The sequence below is a fragment of the Pseudomonas sp. BSw22131 genome, assembly GCF_026810445.1.
GTDB lineage: Bacteria > Pseudomonadota > Gammaproteobacteria > Pseudomonadales > Pseudomonadaceae > Aquipseudomonas > Aquipseudomonas huanghezhanensis.
The window spans coordinates 5260653-5279540 of record NZ_CP113949.1 but is presented as its reverse complement, the minus strand read 5'-3'; the positions used below and the strand labels follow the sequence as shown (position 1 = coordinate 5279540).

The 18888-nt window shown below is 58.2% G+C and carries 19 protein-coding genes and 1 tRNA gene; 12 read left to right on the top strand and 8 right to left on the bottom strand.

The features are described 5' to 3' along the window. Nucleotides 1-21: 21 nt before the first annotated feature. The 6 genes from pqqB to OYW20_RS23850 form a co-directional block, all read right to left on the bottom strand. Nucleotides 22-933 carry a pyrroloquinoline quinone biosynthesis protein PqqB gene (gene pqqB, locus OYW20_RS23875; RefSeq protein WP_268798323.1) on the bottom strand — a complete coding sequence of 304 codons (912 nt, stop codon included), beginning with the start codon at nt 931-933 and terminating at the stop codon, nt 22-24. 97 nt (nt 934-1030) lie between these two features. Next, nucleotides 1031-1102, bottom strand: a complete 72-nt coding sequence (gene pqqA / locus OYW20_RS23870) for a pyrroloquinoline quinone precursor peptide PqqA (protein ID WP_008365141.1) — start codon at nt 1100-1102, stop codon at nt 1031-1033. 176 nt (nt 1103-1278) lie between these two features. Further along, the gene (pqqF, locus tag OYW20_RS23865; protein ID WP_268798322.1) at nt 1279-3693 is read right to left on the bottom strand and encodes a pyrroloquinoline quinone biosynthesis protein PqqF; all 2415 of its coding nucleotides are present in this window, start codon (nt 3691-3693) and stop codon (nt 1279-1281) included. Nucleotides 3694-3749: 56 nt separating this feature from the next. After that, on the bottom strand, nt 3750-4562 hold the full coding sequence (locus OYW20_RS23860; RefSeq protein WP_268798321.1) for a carbon-nitrogen hydrolase family protein: 813 nt from the start codon (nt 4560-4562) through the stop codon (nt 3750-3752). A 28-nt stretch (nt 4563-4590) separates the two neighbouring features. Next, nucleotides 4591-6285, bottom strand: a complete 1695-nt coding sequence (locus OYW20_RS23855; RefSeq protein WP_268798320.1) for a flavin monoamine oxidase family protein — start codon at nt 6283-6285, stop codon at nt 4591-4593. A 120-nt stretch (nt 6286-6405) separates the two neighbouring features. Continuing rightward, nucleotides 6406-6867 (bottom strand): Lrp/AsnC family transcriptional regulator, encoded by a 462-nt coding sequence (locus tag OYW20_RS23850; protein ID WP_268798319.1) that lies wholly within the window; start codon nt 6865-6867, stop codon nt 6406-6408. A gap of 219 nt (nt 6868-7086) precedes the next feature. Here OYW20_RS23850 and OYW20_RS23845 point away from each other — a divergent pair, with 219 nt between their 5' ends. The 5 genes from OYW20_RS23845 (at nt 7087) to ppk2 (ending at nt 12369) form a co-directional block, all read left to right on the top strand. Beyond that, the gene (locus OYW20_RS23845; RefSeq protein WP_328284798.1) at nt 7087-8091 is read left to right on the top strand and encodes a 2-keto-3-deoxygluconate permease; all 1005 of its coding nucleotides are present in this window, start codon (nt 7087-7089) and stop codon (nt 8089-8091) included. Beyond that, a complete protein-coding gene (locus OYW20_RS23840) occupies nt 8088-9383 on the top strand; it encodes a four-carbon acid sugar kinase family protein (RefSeq protein ID WP_268798318.1) in 1296 nt (431 codons plus the stop codon). The genes OYW20_RS23845 and OYW20_RS23840 overlap by 4 nt, the downstream gene beginning before the upstream one ends. Beyond that, nucleotides 9380-10381, top strand: coding sequence for a 4-hydroxythreonine-4-phosphate dehydrogenase PdxA (pdxA, locus tag OYW20_RS23835; protein WP_268798317.1), 1002 nt, complete (start codon nt 9380-9382; stop codon nt 10379-10381). Before OYW20_RS23840 ends, pdxA begins: the two co-directional genes overlap by 4 nt. A 54-nt stretch (nt 10382-10435) precedes the next feature. Then, the gene (locus OYW20_RS23830; protein ID WP_268798315.1) at nt 10436-11209 is read left to right on the top strand and encodes a DeoR/GlpR family DNA-binding transcription regulator; all 774 of its coding nucleotides are present in this window, start codon (nt 10436-10438) and stop codon (nt 11207-11209) included. Nucleotides 11210-11445: 236 nt separating this feature from the next. After that, on the top strand, nt 11446-12369 hold the full coding sequence (gene ppk2, locus OYW20_RS23825; protein ID WP_268798314.1) for a polyphosphate kinase 2: 924 nt from the start codon (nt 11446-11448) through the stop codon (nt 12367-12369). A gap of 3 nt (nt 12370-12372) precedes the next feature. On the opposite strand, the gene OYW20_RS23820 is transcribed toward ppk2, so the two are convergent. Beyond that, complete coding sequence (locus OYW20_RS23820; RefSeq protein WP_268798313.1) at nt 12373-13431, bottom strand: FUSC family protein; 1059 nt, start codon at nt 13429-13431, stop codon at nt 12373-12375. 221 nt (nt 13432-13652) lie between these two features. On the opposite strand from OYW20_RS23820, the gene OYW20_RS23815 reads away from it, so the two are divergent. The 7 genes from OYW20_RS23815 (at nt 13653) to OYW20_RS23785 (ending at nt 18730) form a co-directional block, all read left to right on the top strand. After that, nucleotides 13653-14273, top strand: coding sequence for a YjfI family protein (locus OYW20_RS23815; RefSeq protein WP_268798312.1), 621 nt, complete (start codon nt 13653-13655; stop codon nt 14271-14273). 15 nt (nt 14274-14288) lie between these two features. Beyond that, the gene (locus OYW20_RS23810) at nt 14289-14996 is read left to right on the top strand and encodes a PspA/IM30 family protein (RefSeq protein WP_268798311.1); all 708 of its coding nucleotides are present in this window, start codon (nt 14289-14291) and stop codon (nt 14994-14996) included. Between the two features lie 68 nt (nt 14997-15064). Further along, entirely contained in the window at nt 15065-15625 is a 561-nt protein-coding gene (locus OYW20_RS23805; protein ID WP_268798310.1) for a rhomboid family intramembrane serine protease, read from the top strand. A 78-nt stretch (nt 15626-15703) separates the two neighbouring features. Further along, a complete protein-coding gene (locus tag OYW20_RS23800; RefSeq protein ID WP_268798309.1) occupies nt 15704-16372 on the top strand; it encodes a DUF2491 family protein in 669 nt (222 codons plus the stop codon). A gap of 13 nt (nt 16373-16385) precedes the next feature. Continuing rightward, nucleotides 16386-16811, top strand: a complete 426-nt coding sequence (locus OYW20_RS23795; RefSeq protein WP_268798308.1) for a DUF350 domain-containing protein — start codon at nt 16386-16388, stop codon at nt 16809-16811. Nucleotides 16812-16838: 27 nt separating this feature from the next. Next, complete coding sequence (locus OYW20_RS23790; protein WP_268798307.1) at nt 16839-17558, top strand: DUF1190 domain-containing protein; 720 nt, start codon at nt 16839-16841, stop codon at nt 17556-17558. 14 nt (nt 17559-17572) lie between these two features. After that, nucleotides 17573-18730, top strand: coding sequence for a glutathionylspermidine synthase family protein (locus tag OYW20_RS23785; protein ID WP_268798306.1), 1158 nt, complete (start codon nt 17573-17575; stop codon nt 18728-18730). Nucleotides 18731-18807: 77 nt separating this feature from the next. On the opposite strand, the gene OYW20_RS23780 is transcribed toward OYW20_RS23785, so the two are convergent. Next, nucleotides 18808-18884 (bottom strand) — tRNA-Ile (locus OYW20_RS23780). Between the last annotated feature and the right edge of the window lie 4 nt (nt 18885-18888).

Sequence of the window (18888 nt, the reverse complement as noted above, 5' to 3'; positions counted from 1 at the left end):
AAAGACGTTTTCGGCAACCATTTAAAGCTCAATACTCATGCCGTCATACGCCACTTCGACGTTGCGACGTACCAACTCGGCGCGCTCGACAGAATCTTCGTCAAGGATCGGGTTGGTGTTGTTGATGTGGATGAGCACCTTGCGCTGGGTTGGCAAGCGCTCAAGCACTTCGAGCATGCCGCCGGGACCGCTCTGCGCCAGATGGCCCATTTCAGTGCCAGTGCGAGTGCCGACGCCGCGACGCTTCATTTCATCGTCGTCCCACATCGTCCCGTCCACCAGCAGGCAGTCGGCCGCGCTCATTTTTTCCATCAGCGCGTCATCGACTTTGCCCAGCCCCGGCGCATAAAAGAGCTTCCCGCCGGTTTTCAGGTCTTCGACCATCAAGCCGATGTTGTCGCCGGGGTGTGGGTCGAATCTGTGAGGCGAGTAGGGCGGTGCAGCGCTGCGCAGTGGAAACGGCGTAAAGCGCAGGTTCGGGCAGGCCGGAATCACGAAGCTGCCTTGCAGCTCGATACGGTTCCAGACCAGGCCGCCGTTCCAGTGTTTGAGCATTTCGAACAGCGGAAAGCCCGTGCTGAGGTCCTCATGGACCATGTCGGTGCACCACACTTGATGCGGGCACCCTTCGCGCAGGCTCAGCAGGCCGGTGGTGTGATCGATTTGACTGTCCATCAACACGATGGCGCTGATGCCGGTATCACGCAGCGCACGGTTGGGCTGCATCGGCGCAAAGCTCTGCAATTGGGCACGAATGTCGGGGGATGCGTTGCACAAAACCCAGTTCACACCGTCGTCGGACAAGGCTATGGACGATTGGGTGCGCGCTTTGGCATTCAGGCTGCCGTCGCGAAAACCTGCGCAGTTGACGCAGTTGCAGTTCCACTGCGGGAACCCGCCGCCAGCGGCGGATCCGAGGATCTGGATGTGCATTGTCACTCCGTACCGATTGGCCCGATGGGGCGGGCCTGAAAACATTTTTTCTCACAAAAAAAGCCCCGGCGAACCGAGGCTTTTCCATGCGCAACAATCAACGGCTTGCGAAGTACATGGTGACTTCAAAGCCGATACGCAGATCAGTGTAAGCAGGTTTAGTCCACATAATTGACTCCTTCTTGGTTAATGCAGCGGTGGGTGATACATCCTTAGTACACCCCGAATGGGAGACGTTCAAATGCTTAGGGAGCTATGTTACTAAATTCGACGGGGCATTAATGCCAGATTCCCGGAGAAAGCCCGTTACAGCTTCAGCAATGATCATCCCTCCAAGAGCCCGAATTACTCGGAGTTACAGCGATTTGAGAGGTATAGCCAGCGACTGCCGACACCCGAAAGCTGCTCGAAGGCGGCGGCTAAATCGGTTTCGGAAAAATTTGCAAAATAGTGTTTCATTGTCTCGAAGGCCGTCGCGTCACCACCTGCCAGGTGCGCCTGCCACAGCAGCTCGGCAGCTTGCGGCGTCTCCATGGCACTGAAGTCCAGCTGGTCGATCAACAGTCGTCGCTCGGCAGTGATGTCGGTTGATGCAAGCAGATGGGGCAAGCCTTCGATGAATTGCTTGATGTGGCCGACCAGCATTTGTGCGCTCACTGAAGGGGATTGAACGCCAAACACGATGCCTGACTGGCCCGCAATCTGTCGGAAACCGCTGAATACCGCGTAGCCCAGTTGCAGCTCGACGCGTAGGCGTTGGTAGAACGGGGTTTGTAACCAGTGTGCGATGAATCGCCACGCGGCCTGGTCTGCCGGGGAGTCGCTCGGGGCTGCGCAGAACAAGAGCACAGCATCTTCGGATGACTCTGACGGCTCGATTTGCCAGCGGGTCTCTGCCAGTGGACGCGGCGGTTGCAGCGGTGACTGGTCAGGTAAACCGGGTGCGGCGCGCAGGACGTTGAGCAGATCATTCCGGCTCTCGCTGGATAAACCCATCGCCAGGCCATTCCATGAGGCGTTCTCCCAGACAGCCTGGAGATGGCTTCTGACATCCGGTCCGTCGGCCTTGAAAACCGGCCCGCTGGCACTTGATTGCCGGGGCCCTGATAGATGATCCGGCAGGGTTTTGAGCAATTGGCGAATCGGGATGAGTCGGGGGGCATTTGGCAGCTCTCCGTACCGGGCCAATGCCCCGTCGCCTGGGTGTGAAAGCCGCTCCAACGCCTGATCGACGACTGCAGGCATTACATCGGTGAGCCCGCTAACTCTCAGTTGCCAATGAGGGCCGTACGCCGTGAATGCCAGATTGACGCCTGCTTGTTGCGCATCGTCAGTCAGGCTTTCGAGGCTGTCGTTGAGCATTTGCCAAAGCGCCGGCTGCGCTTCAACCAGCGTCCAGCGCAGATAAACCGCGCCTTCACCTGTCGTGTCAGGCAGGGCACTGCTGAACGTCAGCGATGGCAGCGCTTCACCGATGTCCGTTGAGTGCTGCGCAGGTTGCAGGAAGGGATTGGGTTGCGGCAGGCGCCACTCTGCGTTGCAAGTGCTGGCGGGCGTGGGTGCCAGGTCATCGATCAAGGCTTCCAGCGCCAAGGCGCCGTTATCCGAAAGCCCCACATCGCACGATGCGTGCTCGCTGTAATGGCGAGCGAGCATCAGCGCCGGGGCGGCATCCAGCTGCTTGCGTTTGAACAGCGCATATTCGTTGCGCAGGCTGGGGCAGTGAGCGTTGAAGAAATGAGTCTTGAAGAAATGAAGCCAGTCCAAAAGCAGCGCGAGGATCTGCTCCTGCTCCTGCTCCGGCGTTACGCCGGCCACTGGCACGATCTCGATATTGATCAACGCCTGCTCCCGGAACTGATACAGGACTTCTGCTTTCAGGGACTCAGCCAGCCCACGCGTTTTCAGTTCGCTGATCAGTCCTCCTGGCTGCAAATTACCCAGCCAGAAACAGAAAAACCCTACGGCTTCTTCCGCGCCATCCGGTAAGTCGTCGCACAAGAACAGCAGATGCATCCGACTTGAGTCCGAGACCACAATCGGGTTGGACGCCTCGCTGATCAATGCGGCGGGTGCAATTTGCTCAACCGGCTCACCCGCCGGGAAAAGGCCGCCGAGTCGCTCCGCCAAGGCCTTCAGTTCATACAGTGGCTGCGGCCCCACGAGACTCAACTTCATTTGGCCGGCTTGATAGAAGCGTTGATAAAAATCCCTCAAGCCCTTCTGAAACCTCGTATGAGGCACCAAGAGGCTGTAGCGATTTCCGGCATGAAACCAGCTCAAGGGGTGTGCGGCCGAAACGTATCCAAGCAGCTTGCGTTGATCGCGGGAGGCGGCATCTCGTGACCACGCGATGAATTCTGCGTGCAGCACCTCGCGCTCACGCAGTTGATCCTCCATCGCCATGCGCGGATGGACGAGCATTTCGCACAGGCGTTCCAGGCCGTGGGCAAACACGGGCTCAGGCAGTTCGAAGAAAAAGTCAGTGGTGCGTTCGCGTGTGCTGGCGTTGAGTTGACCACCGTGGCGCTGCACGAACGCCATCAGGTTTTGCCCTGCTGGGAAGCGCTCTGTACCGAGGAAAAACAGGTGTTCCAGGAAGTGGGCGAGCCCCGGCCATTCGCGCGGTGCATCGTGGCTGCCCGCGGCGACTCGCAGCGCAGCAGCGCAACGCTTCAAACGCGGCGCATGGCACAGCGAAACGTGCAGGCCGTTAGGCAGAATCAGGCGTTGAGTGGTCAGTGATGCGGGCGCAGGCATGACGGTTTTCCGGCCAGGGAAAGAGCGTCATGGTATCGGAAAACGTTCACAGCGCATTATCGGACAGGTCTGTCCTTGCTCAGTCCCGAGTAAAGCGTCGGCCTGCGATCCTCGAAATACGTGTTGATGGTGCGTGAGTCGTGCATCACTTGCCGGTCCAGTGTCGCCACAATCAGGGCTTCTTCATCGCCCGCCAGGCCGATCTGTTTGCCGTCAGGCGCGCACACACTGCTCAGACCGCAGTAGTGAATATCGCCCTCACTGCCGCAGTAGTTGGCGTAGATCAGGTAGCACTGGTTTTCGAATGCGCGCGCACGCACGGTGACTTCGGCGACAAACTCGTAGGGCGCCATGTTGGCGGTCGGCACCAGCATCAGGTCCACGCCGGCCAGGGCCAGGCGTCGGGTGTTTTCGGGGAACTCGACGTCGTAGCAAATCAGAAAGCCCAGCTTCCAGCCCTTGAAGTCGATAACGGGAAAGTGGTCTTCGGCAACCGCGAACATGGATTTATCCAGCTCGCCATACAGATGCGTCTTACGGTAATTGCAGAGATGTCTGCCCTCGGCGTCGATCAGTTGCACGGCGTTGTAGATGTGATCGTCGGCGCTGCGCTCCGGGTAGCCATAAAGGATGGCAATCCCTGACGCCCGCGCAATCGCTGCGATCTCCAGCGCTGCCGGTCCGTCGCACGATTGGGCAAGGGACCGTGCAGCCTCGGCGCCGATGTTGTAACCGGTCAGGAACATCTCCGGGCATACCAGTAATTCTGCACCTTGCGCGGCCGCGTTTGCCGCCTGCACCTTGAGGCGCTGAATGTTGCCGCTGACGTCCAGCGGCAACGGTGGGCATTGGTACAAAGCGACGCGCATCGTGGGATTCCTCGTGATTACCCGTTGATTATTCCGGCAGCACTATCGGACCGAGTTCATCGAACACGTCCCCAGGCCCCGGGTTCTCTTCGTGGGTCTTGCCGCCGAAGTGAGTCATGATTCCCCACACCGCGTTCAGCGAAGTCTGCACAGCGCCTTCGACCCAGGCGGGAGTCCACGAGACGTCGTCGCCTGCGATGAAAATGCCGCGCTGGTCGTCAGGCATGTCCTTTTGCATGAAGTGCGCGTACATGCGCTGGTTGTAGCGGTAATGGCCTGGTAACGCGCCTTTGAATGCACCGAGAAAATGCGGATCGGCCTCCCACGAAACGGTGATCGGGTCGCCAATGATGCGCGCAGCAATATCGACTTTCGGGTAGATTTTTTTCAGCGCATCAAGTGCCAGCTTTACCCGTTTTTCGATGGGTTGCGGCAGCATTTTCAGTGCATCGCTCATCCACGAGTACGACAGGCAAATCACGCCCGGCTTCTCTTCGCCATTGGCGTAGGTGCCGTTATCGAACAGATAAGTGCCGCGTGTCAGACGATCTGTCAGGGTCATGCTCATCAGGTCGCGACCGGTCTCCGGGTCTTTGTCTTTCCAGAAAGGACGGTCGACCATCACGAAGGTTTTCGACGACTGCATGTAGCGAGTACGGTCCAGCGCCATCCACATTTTTTGCGAAAACAGCGTTTCTTCGCACTCGATCTGGGTGGTCAACAGCCAGCTCTGACAGGTGGTCAGGACTGCCGCGTAGTGCCGGGTGTCGCCCCAGTTGTCGGTCACCGCAAAACTGCCATCGGGTGCGCGCGCGATACGTTTTACGCCGGTGCGTGGCGCGCCGTGGTGCAGCGAGGACAGGGTCGTGCCCTCGGGCCAGTGAGCGCAGCGTTCCGGCGCATGACGCCAGATGCCAAGTGGTACTTGCTCGACGCCGCCTACGATCAGGTGTTGGTGATCGTCGCAGTTGGTCATTACGACCCGGAAAATTTCCAGCATCGAATTGGGGAAATCAGAGTCCCAGCCGCCGGTGCCGAACCCGACCTGACCAAACACTTCACGGTGATAGAACGACAGCTTGGCGAATGCCTTGGAGGTGGCGACGAAATCGTAGAACGTGCGGTCGTCCCACAACGGCACAAGCGTATTCCACAGTGACTTGAGGCGTGGGACGTCACGGTCGCGAATCGCCTGCTGGATGTCGGCGAATTGTGAGCCGGCTTCCAGCGCGTCGGCCCAGGCGTCAGCCACTTCCTGAAACAGCGCAGGCAAGTCCGACAGCTTCTGTGCGTAATGCGTGGTGCCTTCCAGATCGATGACCGTACTGCCGGACGCAGCAGTCAGCGGGTTGGGGAACGGCTTTGACTCAAGGCCAAGCTTGTCGACGTAGTGATAGAACGCGGTGGACGACACCGGAAAGCGCATGCCGCCCAGCTCGGCGATGATGCCTTCGGCGCCCTCGAACTGTTGCGAGCGTAGGCGACCGCCCATTTTCGAGGCTTCGTACACCACAGGTTTGAGGCCCAGTTTCATCAGTTCGTAGGCGGCGACCAGCCCGGCGATGCCTGCACCCACGATAGCGACTTCGGCGCCATGGTTTTCAGCCGGGATGCTGCCCAGTCCCGCAGGGTGTTCGATCCAGTCATCGAAGGCGAACGGGAAGTCCGGGCCAAAGATGGTGATCGGTTTTTTTCCGTCGGCGGGATGGCGATTGTTCTTCATGGCTGACCTTGTTCGACTGGTGCGCGAAAGAGGACAAGTCTAAATAACAGTTGAGACGTTAATAAGACGCAGAATGTCGTCATTTTGTAGAGAATCTGTGCGAACTGACGAAGCTTGCCGTCAAACTGGCTGACCACGATCAATTTTGCTGCTGAGAATGATGGATGTCGTGGTTTTCTCGACGCCGTCCACACTGCCGATCAAGTCGAGCAACTGGTCCAGTTGCTCGGGCGAATCGGTGCGCAGCCAAGCCACGTAATCGAACTCGCCACTGACCGCGCACAACTGCTGCACCTGCGTCAGCACGCTGAGCCGTCGCAGCACTTCCTTGCCCGAGCGCGGTTGAACGGTGATCCCGACGTAAGCCTGCAAACCGCCATCGACCACACGTTGGCTCAGGCGCACGCCATACCCTGTGATGATCCTGGCCTTTTCCAGTCGTGCGAGCCGGGAGGTCACAGTAGTTCGGGCGACGCCCAACTGCCGGGCCAGCATAGCCACCGGTTCGCGCGCGTTGATTTGCAGCGCGGCGATCAGTTGGCGGTCGATGTCATCCAGGGCGGGCGGACGGGTATTGGGCAAGAGTGAATCTCCTCGGGCAGGTGGGAATCTTATCTCAGGGGGAGGGATTACAGACCTGCGCGTTTGAGTATGCTCAAATCAAGCAAAAAAATGATCGGTTTGCGCGTTTTGAGGAGATGGCATAAGCTATTTTGACCAAGTTGATCATGTTCATGATCGTTTCGCTCATGGCTGAACGCTTGTTGCTGCAATCAACCTATAAAAATAAGGAGAACTCGCGTGGCCCAAATCCCAATAAAACGCAGTATCGAACGCGTACCTGGCGGCATGATGATCGTGCCTCTGCTCATCGGTTCGCTGGTCGCAACCTTCCTGCCTGACATGCCGAAATTCTTCGGCTCGTTCACTAATGCCCTCTTTACCGGTTCCCTGCCGATTCTGGCTGTGTTCTATGTCTGCATGGGCGCGAGCATCGACGTCAAGGCCACCCCGTATTTGCTGAAAAAGGGCGGCGTGCTGTTTGCCACCAAGGTCGGCACGGCGGTACTGATTGGCGTGATCATGGGTCATTTTCTCGGGGAACAGCCGATTAGCTCGGGCATCTTCGCGGGGATCTCAACCCTGGCGGTCGTCGCGGCCATGAACGATACCAACGGCGGTCTGTACATGGCGCTTATGGGCCAATATGGTCGTTCGGAAGACGTGGGCGCTTACTCGGTGATGTCTCTGGAATCGGGGCCGTTCCTGACCATGGTCACTTTGGGTGTGGCAGGGCTGGCTGCCTTTCCGTGGCCAACACTGGTAGGTGCGATCTTGCCGCTGCTATTGGGCATGCTGCTGGGTAATCTGGATCGCGAGATGCGCGACTTTCTCGCCAAAGCGGTGCCGGTGATGATCCCGTTCTTTGCCTTGGCGCTGGGTGCGAGTCTGGACCTGCACAAGGTTTGGCAGGCCGGTTTGCTGGGCATCGGCCTTGGCGTTGCGGTGGTGCTGGTCACCGGTATTCCGCTGTACTTCGCGGACCGTCTTTCGGGAGGCACAGGCGTGGCAGGTGTCGCGGCAGCCAACACTGCGGGCAATGCGGCGGCGGTCCCGGCGCTGGTCGCTGCGGCGAATCCGGTCTACGCCGATGCGGCAAGTACCGCGACCTTGCTGGTGGCCGCCTGCGTAGTGGTCACGGCGGTGCTTTCGCCAATTCTTACCTCCATGGTCGCCAAGCGCTACAAAGCGCGTCACGGTGAGAGTGAGCCGAGTGTTGTCGCCGAGCGGGAGGTCGTTCGATGACATTGCTGATCATCGCCGACGATCTGTCGGGTGCTGCGGACTGCGCGATCGCTTTCGCCACTGCCGGATTGCGCACTGTCGTTACGCTCGATACGGCCCTCGATGCCGGTGACGCACAAGTGATTGCCATCGACACCGACACTCGTCGTCTTTCCCCCGACGCCGCCGCTGAACGCACCGTGGTTGCCTGCCAGACACTGTTGAAAACAGGCCAGAAGCTGTACAAAAAGATTGATTCGACGCTGCGCGGCAATTGGGCCGCGGAAGTTGCCGGGCTGCAGGCCGTGGCAGGTTTGGCGATTGTTGCACCGGCTTTTCCGGCGACCGGCAGGACCACGCTTGAAGGCCGCGTGTGGGTTAACGGCCAACCGCTAGAGACCACTGACACCTGGAAACTGGAACATACCGACCAAAGCGCCGACCTCGACGCAATGCTTGAAACGGCTGGTCTTCGCACCTCCAAACTGCCCTTGGCCATTCTGCGTGGCGAGCTCTCCGAGCTGGCCGAACACATTGACGAGGTCGCCAAAAACGGGGTTCAGGCGCTGATCGTTGACGCCCAGACCGCCGATGATTTGCGCAGGCTGGCGCTTGTCACCACACAGCTCACTACGCCCTTGTTCTGGGTCGGTTCTGGCGGCCTCGCCCGTGAGATCGCGGCTTTGCCGGATGTCTTCGAAGTCGCAGTGCGCAGCGTTGCTTTCAGGCGCGAGAAGCATGCGCCGATTCTGGTGCTGGTCGGCAGCCTGTCGAGTGTTTCCGAGCGTCAATGCACGATGCTCAAAGAGCGCGCGGGCATCGACGAGATGATCGTTGCACCTGCCGTACTCCGCGAAGGCCCTCGCCATCTGGCATGGGCGAGTTGGGAAAAACGCATCGGCGAGCACCTTGGGCGCGGCGACGATTTGCTGCTGCGTATCGGTCGTGACGATGCATTCGATCCGGCCGAGGGCGGGCAGCTGTCGACCTCATTGGCAAACATGATCCGTCCATACTTCGACAAGGTCGGCGGGCTGGTCGCAACGGGTGGCGAAACCGCGCGGGCCATGCTCGGCGCTGTGGGCATTGGCAGCCTGAAATTACTCTGTGAAATCGAAGCCGGTGTTGCTTTCGGGCACCCGGTTGCTAGTCGCGACGGTCATCAGCCAGGTGTCATCACCAAGGCCGGTGCGTTCGGCACTGATCACGCGCTTTATGCGTCATGGCTCCATCTGAGCGATGCCGCCGAGCCTGCGGCTTATGCCAACGGCTCAACACCCCCTTTTCCTGCGCAACAAGGTAAAAAGTCATGAGCAATTATCTCCCGATTATCGGCATCACCATGGGTGACGCCGCTGGCGTTGGTCCGGAAGTCATCGTCAAGAGCCTGACCCACGACATCGTTTATCAACAGTGTCGTCCGCTGGTGGTGGGCGACGCCCGGCGCTTGGAGCAAGCAAACGTCATCGTAAAAGGCCACGCAAAAATCCGTCGCATCAAGGAGGCGTCCGAGGCGTTGTATGAGCCAGGCACGATTGATTGCATCGACTTGGACCTGATCCCGGATGACCTCCCGTTTGGTCAGCTTTCTCCGATTGCAGGAAATGCTGCCTATCAATACATCGCACGCGCCGTGCAACTGGCCGAAGCCAGGCAGATCGACGCCATCTGCACCGCGCCGTTGAATAAGGAAGCGTTGCACGCCGGTGGTCATAAGTATCCGGGTCACACCGAAATGCTCGCGCACCTGACCAACGTCGAAGAGGTGTCGATGATGCTGGTGGCGCCGCAACTGCGGGTGATACACGTCACTACGCACATGGGCCTCATCGATGCGATTCGCAAAATTGAGCCGGGCCTTGTGCAACGCACCATCGAGCGCGGCAATGCGACGCTGATCAAGGCCGGCATCGCGAAACCGCGTATTGGCGTTTGCGGCATCAATCCGCACGCGGGCGAAAACGGTCTGTTCGGCTACGGCGAAGAAGAAGAGAAGATCATTCCGGCGGTGAAGATTCTTCAAGCTCAAGGCCTGGACATCACGGGTCCGCTGCCTGCCGATACGCTGTTTTTCCGTGCCGGGCGCGGCGATTTCGATCTGGTTGTGGCGATGTACCATGACCAGGGTCACGGTCCAGTGAAGGTTCTTGGGCTGGAAGCGGGTGTCAATGTCACGGTCGGGCTGGAAGTGATTCGTACGTCGGTCGACCACGGCACTGCTTTCGACATCGCTGGCAAAGGCATCGCCGATGAGCGCAGCTTGTTGGAAGCTTTGCGTCAAGGGGCTGAGTTGGCCACCCGCCGGGGATGAGGTAGGGGCATGCGGTCGTGTAAGATCGCAGGCCTTCTTGCAATGAGGCCCCCCATGAAAGCGACCGACCGCCACCGCGCGATTCTCGAACTGGTTCGCGCCCGCGACACCAATGTCGAACAGCTGAGTGCCGCCCTGGGGGTGTCGGAAGCCACGGTTCGCCGCGACCTGACCATGCTCGCCAAGCAGCGCCATCTGGTGCGCACCCACGGCGGTGCAACCGCGTTGGTCGGGATGCACGAGCCGGAAGCGTCACTGGAAGAGCGCAAGTCAGCGCAGCGCGATCAGAAAGACGCCATCGCGAAAGCCGCCGCCGTGCACGTTCAGGATGGCGACACGGTCCTGCTCGATGGTGGCACGACCTGTGCTGCGTTGGCGCTGCACCTTTGTTCGCGGCAGGACGTCCACGTCGTCACTAATAACCTGTTGGCGGTGATGACATTGGCCAACGCGCCGGGGATTCGTCTGACGATGATCGGTGGCGATTTGCGCGGTTCGAGCATGAGCACGCTGGGCCCGTTGGCGGAACTGACGCTGAGCCGTTTGAGCGTAGACAAGGCATTTCTCGGTGCCGATGGCGTGGTGGCCGAGTTCGGGCTGTGCGAGGCCAGCGATCAGCAGGCGTATCTGAAGGAATGCATCATCAAGCGCGCGGCGCAGATTTTCGTGCTCGCCGATTCCGACAAGCTGGGACGCGCGCGCCAGCAGCACTGGACTCCGATAGAGCGCGAGTGGACGCTGATCACGTCATCGCAGTCGGATGAAGCATTGCTGGCACCGTTTCGGGCGAATCAGCAGATTACGGTTGAGATGGCCATTATCGCTTGAGCCTCAGGTGTTGAATGCCTGCTGGCGCGAGGCTTGTCCGCGAAGCTCGCAGTGCGATGTACCTGACCTGCCGCGTTGTTAGCGTCGTTGGCAAGTCGGATCGTCGCCTGCTCGTTCCAGCGATCGTCGATATATGCAGGACTTTTCCGCGCCGTCATCCCTTCGTCACATAGCTGTCACTCATACCTGTCTAAATCTGCTCCCTGACCCTTTGAATACTCGCCGGGAGCCCAGCCATGACCGATAGCCAGCATCTGGATTTATCCGAAACCGCACGCTATATGCACGACGATATCCTTGACAGCTTCGATGAAGAACTGGAGATGGAATACGACGATGCGCGCCTGGATGCGCTGTTGTCCGACCTGGGTGAAGAGGTCCCGAAAGGCATTGACCGCCGCGTTTACTTCCGTGAATTGCTGCGATTGCAGGGCGAGCTGGTCAAGTTGCAGGACTGGGTCGTCAGCCAGAAGCTCAAAGTTGTCGTGCTGTTCGAGGGCCGCGATGCGGCAGGGAAGGGCGGGGCTATCAAACGCATCACCCAGCGGCTCAATCCGCGCGTGGTGCGGGTGGCGGCGCTGACCGCACCCAGCGAGCGCGAGCGCACGCAGTGGTACTTTCAGCGCTATGTTTCGCATCTGCCAGCGGCGGGCGAAATGGTGCTGTTTGACCGCAGCTGGTACAACCGTGCGGGCGTCGAAAGCGTGATGGGTTTCTGCAGCAACGAGGAGTACGAAGAGTTTTTCCGCACTGTGCCCGAGTTCGAAAAGATGCTGGTGCGCTCCGGCATCATCCTCATCAAATACTGGTTTTCCATCACCGACGATGAGCAGTATCGGCGGTTTCTGATGCGCATTCATGACCCACTGAAACAGTGGAAGCTGTCGCCAATGGATCTCGAGTCCCGCCGTCGCTGGGAAGATTACACACGCGCGAAAGAGGAAATGCTGACGCGCTCCCACACCGATGTCGCACCGTGGTGGATTGTCGAAGCCGACGACAAAAAGCGCGCCCGTCTGAACTGCATTCATCACTTGCTTGAGCAGATCCCGCGCGGTGAAATCGAGTCGCAGCAGATCGAGCTACCCGCCCGGGAATACAACGCTAATTACCTGCGTGCGCCAGTCCCGCGAGAGATGGTCGTGCCTTCGATCTACTGACGTTCAGATCTTCCAGCGCTTGGCTGTTTTCGCCAGACGCTGCTGCAATGTGTCGAGGTTTTTGCCTAGTTGCAGTGTAAGCAGGCGATAGCCGATCAGTTCGCCAGGGATGGCTAGCTCGGTGTCCTGGGGGTTTTCCAGAGGCTCTGCCTTGCGCTCAAGCCGATCAGTAGCGCCGTTTTGCAACGCCCTCGCCATGCCGATCAATTGACGACGAATCCGCCGCTGTTCAGCGCTCAATAACACTTGGCTCATGTCCGCTGGCCGTATGCTCGAGAGGATCTCCAGCGTGCTCAGGCACATGCGAAAGTGCCCCTGAATGGCTTCAAGTTCGACGATGGGGATTTTCACTTCCTTTGAAACCGACGGCAGCAGCGAACGCAGTTGCAGCATCGTCGCATTGAGCTTTGCCGTCAGTTTAACGTGTTCATCCGCCGTGATGGATTGCCCGCTGCTGATGCGGTCATACGCTTTCGCGCAGTTGCGCAGGCCGCTCGCCAGGTTGTAACGCCACGAGTAAACCGCATACAGCGGCAGCGCGAACGAGAATGCCAGCGCCAGCGCAATGCCGATCAGAATATCCACCGTGCGCCACAGGCCGTCAGTCACCGGGTTATCCCCGTGGCCCGCGACGATGAACAGCGTGATCGCTGAAAGCAGTGCCGTGTAGCCGCCCTTGCCAATGGCGTGGTACGCAAAAAAGCCGCAAATCAGTGACATCAGCAAGTAAGTCAGGAGCGGCTGACCGAGGTAATCCTGCTGCGTGACCACCGCAAGCCCCAGCGCAGCGCCGATCAATGTGCCATACGCACGCTCCACCGACTTTTTGCCGATATTGCCGTGATGCTGCAAGCCGCCAATCACGATCAGCATCGTCACCGACGCCCATTCACCATGGGGCAGATCAATGCCCGTCGTCAGCAGAATCGACACCAGCAACCCCACGACAATGCGCCCGGCGTGGATGTAACGCGCGTGCTGATAGCGGCGATAAGGATCAAGCAACGGACGCAGAAGGCGACGCAGCCAAAGGAGGACAGCAAATGAGCGGGTGGTTTTCATGGGTTAAGAGACCATCAGAACGACAAATGTTTCCAGCGCGGGTACCAACGATGTGGACTATGCCTTTGGTCAACGCGTAGATGCCAGCAGTGCCTGTATCGCTCGGTCACTGGATGAGTGTGAAGCTTTTGGAAACATTCGTGTCACATGTGAGCTGTTGCGTGTGCTGATGCTTGAGCGTAGCTTGGCCGACCATCACATGTGATGTTCGGGGGGCCGGAATGGCTCGGAAAACTTCTACGGACTACATGCGTGAAATGCGTGCCCGGTTGACCGCTGCCGGGTACGTGAAAAGGGAGCTTTACGTGCTTCCTGAAAACGCTGATGTCTTGAGGAATGTGGAAAAAGTGTTGCGCCAACCCTACTTGGGTAACCGGATCAAACTGGAGGAATTCATGACTGAAAATACCAACTGGACCATCGATACGCTTCATTGGGCGCTCATCGAGCTGGACATGGTCAAGAGCAATGAAGTCGAGTTGACGCTGGTTCAGGGCGCCGAGCCAAGCTTGAGTCTGGCAATGAGCAGTTTTGGCGGTTTACCGATCATCATCGCCATTGCCGGTGACCAGATACTTGTTGATTCCGTGCTCGTCTACGCGTCGCAGGTCAAAGACATCGCGGCTTTCAACGATACGGTGTTGCGCAGCCGGGATATTTTCCCACTGTCGTCGATCGGCATTGAAACCATGCCCAATGGCGAAACCGTCTACAACATGTTCGGGGCCTTGAGCGCTGCGTCTTCGTTGACCGTCATCGTCCACGAAGTGTTGACGCTGGCTGATAACGTGATTCGGGCAGCCGACGCCTACGAAGATTTTCTAACAGTTGATTCACAGTAATCGGGAGATACACCCATGAGCCTTTGGAAGAAAATGGTGACCGCGCTACGTGGTGGAGCCTCCGAAGTCGGCGAGTCTATCGTTGACGCGCAGGCACTGCGAATTCTCGATCAGGAGATCCGTGACGCTGATGCCTCCATGCTCGCGGCACGCAACCAACTGATCCAGATCAAAGCCAAACACAAGCTCTCGGTTCAGCGTGTCGAAGAGCACGACAAGAACATTGCCAACTGGGAGCAGAAAGCGCTCGGCGCGATGAACAAGGGTGAAGACGGACTTGCGCTAGAGTGCGCCGAGAAAGTGTCGGAACTGACCGCCCTGCGCGATCAAGAGAAGGCGGCTGCTGATCAGTTTGGCGTTCAGTTCACCAGGTTGACGGCTCAAGTCACCAAGGCTGAAAGCCAGATCAAAGCGTTGCGTCAGCAGGCGGACATGGCCAAGGCGCGCGACAGCGTGCAGAAAGCACAAATCAACGCTGCTGCCGCAACAGGTGGCGCCAATGGTCGACTGGAAACCGCCGTGGGCTCGCTGGCACGTATCAAGCAGCGTCAGGACGAGCAGGATGCCAAGCTCGAAGCGGCCGAAGAGCTGGCGGATACCGCCAATGGCGGCGATCTTGAACGTCGTCTTCAGGACGCCGGGATCGGTTCGAAAACCGGGGGCGCTGCTGATGTGCTCGCCAGGCTGAAAGCGCAAAGCCAAAACGGTAACGCAGGACAGTAAACACCTTTGAGAAGGGGCAGGCGGTATTTCCGGTTGCCCCTTTTTTTTGTGGGTTTCGGTAGACAGATATGATTATCGGAAGGGGTGTACGAACAATATTGTGCCTTGCCGCTTTGATGGTCATGGCGCAAGTGATTAACTCGGTGACTGCTAACAGCCTGCTGAGTCACGGTCTGATACCCAGGACGTTTTCCGGGCTGCAGGGCATTGTATTTTCGCCGTTCCTGCATGGCTCGGTCCGCCACTTATTGAGCAACCTGCTGCCCTTTGTCGTGCTGAGCTGGCTCGTAGCGACCGAGGGGCTGCAGCGTTACGTAAGGGTGTCTCTGCTGATTGGTTTGCTTGCAGGGTTGATGGTTTGGGTGGTTGGCAGGCCGGTGATTCATGTCGGGGCCAGCGGACTGATTTTCGGACTCTGGGCGTATCTGCTGGCGCGCGCCTGGTATCAGCGCAGCCTTGTAAGTCTGGGTGTCGCGTTGGTCACCTTGATCGGCTACAGCGGTTTGGTTTGGGGTTTTGTCCCTTCGCCAGGTGTTTCGATTGAGTCACATCTGTGTGGTGCCCTGGCGGGTATTGTCGTGGCCTGGCTGATGCACTCCAGACGGCTGTCTGAAAAAAATGCTGCTTGAGCAGGTGCCGCCGCCACAGCTGATACAGGGCGGCGAGATTTTTTATATCGCTTCAGCGCGACTTGAAGGAAACGCATTATGAGTTGGATCAAACGGGCTTTAGGTCTGGAACCGCCCAACCCGGCGAAGGGCTCCAAGCCGCTCGCGGGCACACCTTTACTCGCGCCGTTCGGGCTGGGGTCCGGGCGCATGCTGGATCTGGATGATTCGCTCAAGCTTATGCTGGACGGCCATTCAGAGCTTGTTGTCCCCAATGAAGAGGTGGTTTGGTCGGTGGGCCAGGTGGACCTCGGGCAATCCATACGATTGGTACGCTTCTACTTCGAGGATGAAGACTACTGGATGCAGGTCATGATGAATGGTCCTGCGGCTGAAGATGTTCAGGACATCATTTTGTTCGGTTACAGCAGTGTCGTGACGATCAACAGCGAGTCTGAATTGAAGCGCTTGGTGGGCCCTCAATCGAACATCGGTTTGCCAGTGTTCGAGCACGACGGCTGGGAGTATGAGCGTCAGTGGGGTACCGAGGAGAGACAAACCGAATTGACGCCAATGACCGAGCAGGTAGCTAATCCAGACGGGGCATACCGCATCGAGCATCTGAGCATGTTGTATGCGCGTGACACGGGTCTGGTTGATCGTCGCGAGTTTCTGCTTTTGTCGGTCGAGGAAGATGAAGAGGGTGTTGTTTCCCTCACCACCTCGGTGGGAGTCACCCTGCAGTCCACTGATTTCACTGTCATTTAAAAGGAAGTAAAAAATGCTTGATGCGCTTCGTATGTCTCTCAGTTTCCAGTCGGTCCTGAGCTTTTTGGTCTACATCATTGTGGCTGCCGTTCTGTTCGGGCTGTTTCAGATGGCTTACACCCGTCTGACGCCCCACAAGGAATTCGTCCAGATTCGTGAAGGTAATGTCGCCGCTGCAATTGCTCTGGGTGGTGCACTGATTGGCTTTGCTCTGCCAGCCAGTAACGTCATCACCTACAGCGTCAGCGTACTGGATGTCGTTATCTGGGCGGTGATTGCTGCATTTGTGCAGCTCCTGGCATTTACTGCGACCAGCATGGTCCTGAAAGATCTGTCCGCACGCATCACCCGAGGCGAACTCGCCGCCGCCATTTACGCCGCCAGCGTCTCGATCAGTGTCGGTTTCCTCAACTCGGCCTGCATGACGCCGTCGACCTGATCGCCCCGGTATCGAAAGGAGTATTCGATGAGACGTAGTTCCCTGAAGCTGGTTCTGGCCAGCACCCTTCCTTTGGCGATCAGTGCGTGCAGCAAACCCGACACCGTCGAGGTCTCCGCGCAACAAACTTATCCTTCGGTTCAAGCCTGTGTGGATCAAAAAATCCCGGTCGATGTCTGTTCGGATGCGTACATGAGTGCGTGGACGGAACACCGTCGCATCGCCCCCACCTACGATGATGTGGCTTCCTGCGAAGCGGATTTCATCCCCGACTACTGTCAGCAGAATACCGATGGCAAATTTACGCCTAAGCTCGGCGGCTTTCAGCTGGAGATGTCTGGTGAGCTTCCCGCGTCTCAAGTGGAGGCGGCCAAAGCGCAGGCCGGCCAGTCGGGCTCGACAGGTATAGGTTCTGGCGTGAATGGATTTCTGATGGGCATGCTGGTCAGCAACATGGTCAGCGGGTTCACCGGCGGTGGCGGTCGCTACAATTCGCAGCCTATTTATCAAGCGCGTGATTCGCGCGGTGGCTATCAAACGTCCACCTTGTCGCGGCAGATTGAGCAGGGCAAAACGTTCGGCAACTCTACTCAGGCCCGGACCAGTTCCACCGGCACGTACAGCAAAAGCACGCTTGGCCGTAACTCTTCGGTCTCATCTTCCGTTTCCCGTGGCGGTTTTGGCAGCCAGGCTACCGCTCGCAGTGGTTGGGGCGGTAAGAGCAGTGGCTCCAGTTTCGGCGGCTGACAGGGACGTTATCCATGAAAAAGATCAGCATCGAAGAGCGTCCTGACTGGCGCGAAACCGCAGAGCGTGAGGGCTTCAACTTCCACACTATCGACGGTGAGCGTTACTGGGATGAGCGTGCTTACTACCAGTTCACCGAAAAGCAGATCACACGCGATATTGAAGCACCGACTCAGGAGCTTCATGCCATGTGCCTGGATGTGGTGGACAGGGTCGTGGACAGCGAAGAGTTGCTCACCCGACTCGCTATCCCCCCCGCGTTCTTCGATCTGGTCCGTACCTCCTGGAAGGAGGGGCACCCGCATTTGTACGGGCGTTTTGACTTCAGCTATGACGGCGTCAATCCCGCCCAGTTGCTCGAAGCCAATATGGACACGCCAACTTCGGCTTACGAAGCGGGTGCGTTTCAGCTTATCTGGCTTGAGGAGCAAATCGCGCGTGGGGTATTACCTCCGCATGCTTCGCAGTTCAACTCGTTGGCCGAGGATTTGGTTCGGGCCTTTGCGGCGATCAAGGAAGGTGGGCCGTTCTATTTTTCCGCGATGTCGGGTTCCATTGAAGACCGGGGCACCACGGACTTTCTGCGCAAAATGGCCGAACACGTGGGCATCGAAACCCGCCATATCGACATCGAGGATATCGGCCTCAATGCGCAGGGTAGGTTTGTCGACCTGGATGGACGCTGGATAGAGCGTATTTTCAAGCTGCACGCTTGGGAGCACGTCTTCCATGAGCCTCACGGCCAGGCGATCCCGCAGTGCGATACTCAGTTCATCGAGCCTGCCTGGAAATCAGTCATCTCCAACAAAGGCATCTTGCCGCTGCTGTGGGAGTTTAACGAGGGGCATCCCAACCTGCTGCCGTCTTTCGTCGATAAAGACCCGCAAGCGCAGGTTCCCAAGGGCTGGGTACGCAAGCCGTACTTCTCCCGCGAGGGTGCCAATATCGAAATTCGTACGCCGGGCGATCAGGTTATTTTCGAGGATGGGCCCTACAACGATGCGCCATACATCCTGCAAGCGTTTGCTCCGCTGCCACGCTTTGGCGACAGCTACACACTGATCGGCTCATGGGTTGTGGGTGATACAGCGTCAGGTGTAGGTCTTCGCGAAGACGACAGCCTGATTACAAAAGACAGCAGCCGGTTTGTGCCGCATGTGGTGGTTGACTGATTGCTACCCAATACACAGCAAAAGCGCATGCGTTCAGATAAAAACCAAAAAAGCCGCGCAATGCGCGGCTTTCTATTTGGTGGGCCCACACGGACTCGAACCGTGGACCAAGGGATTATGAGTCCCCTGCTCTAACCAACTGAGCTATAGGCCCTCAG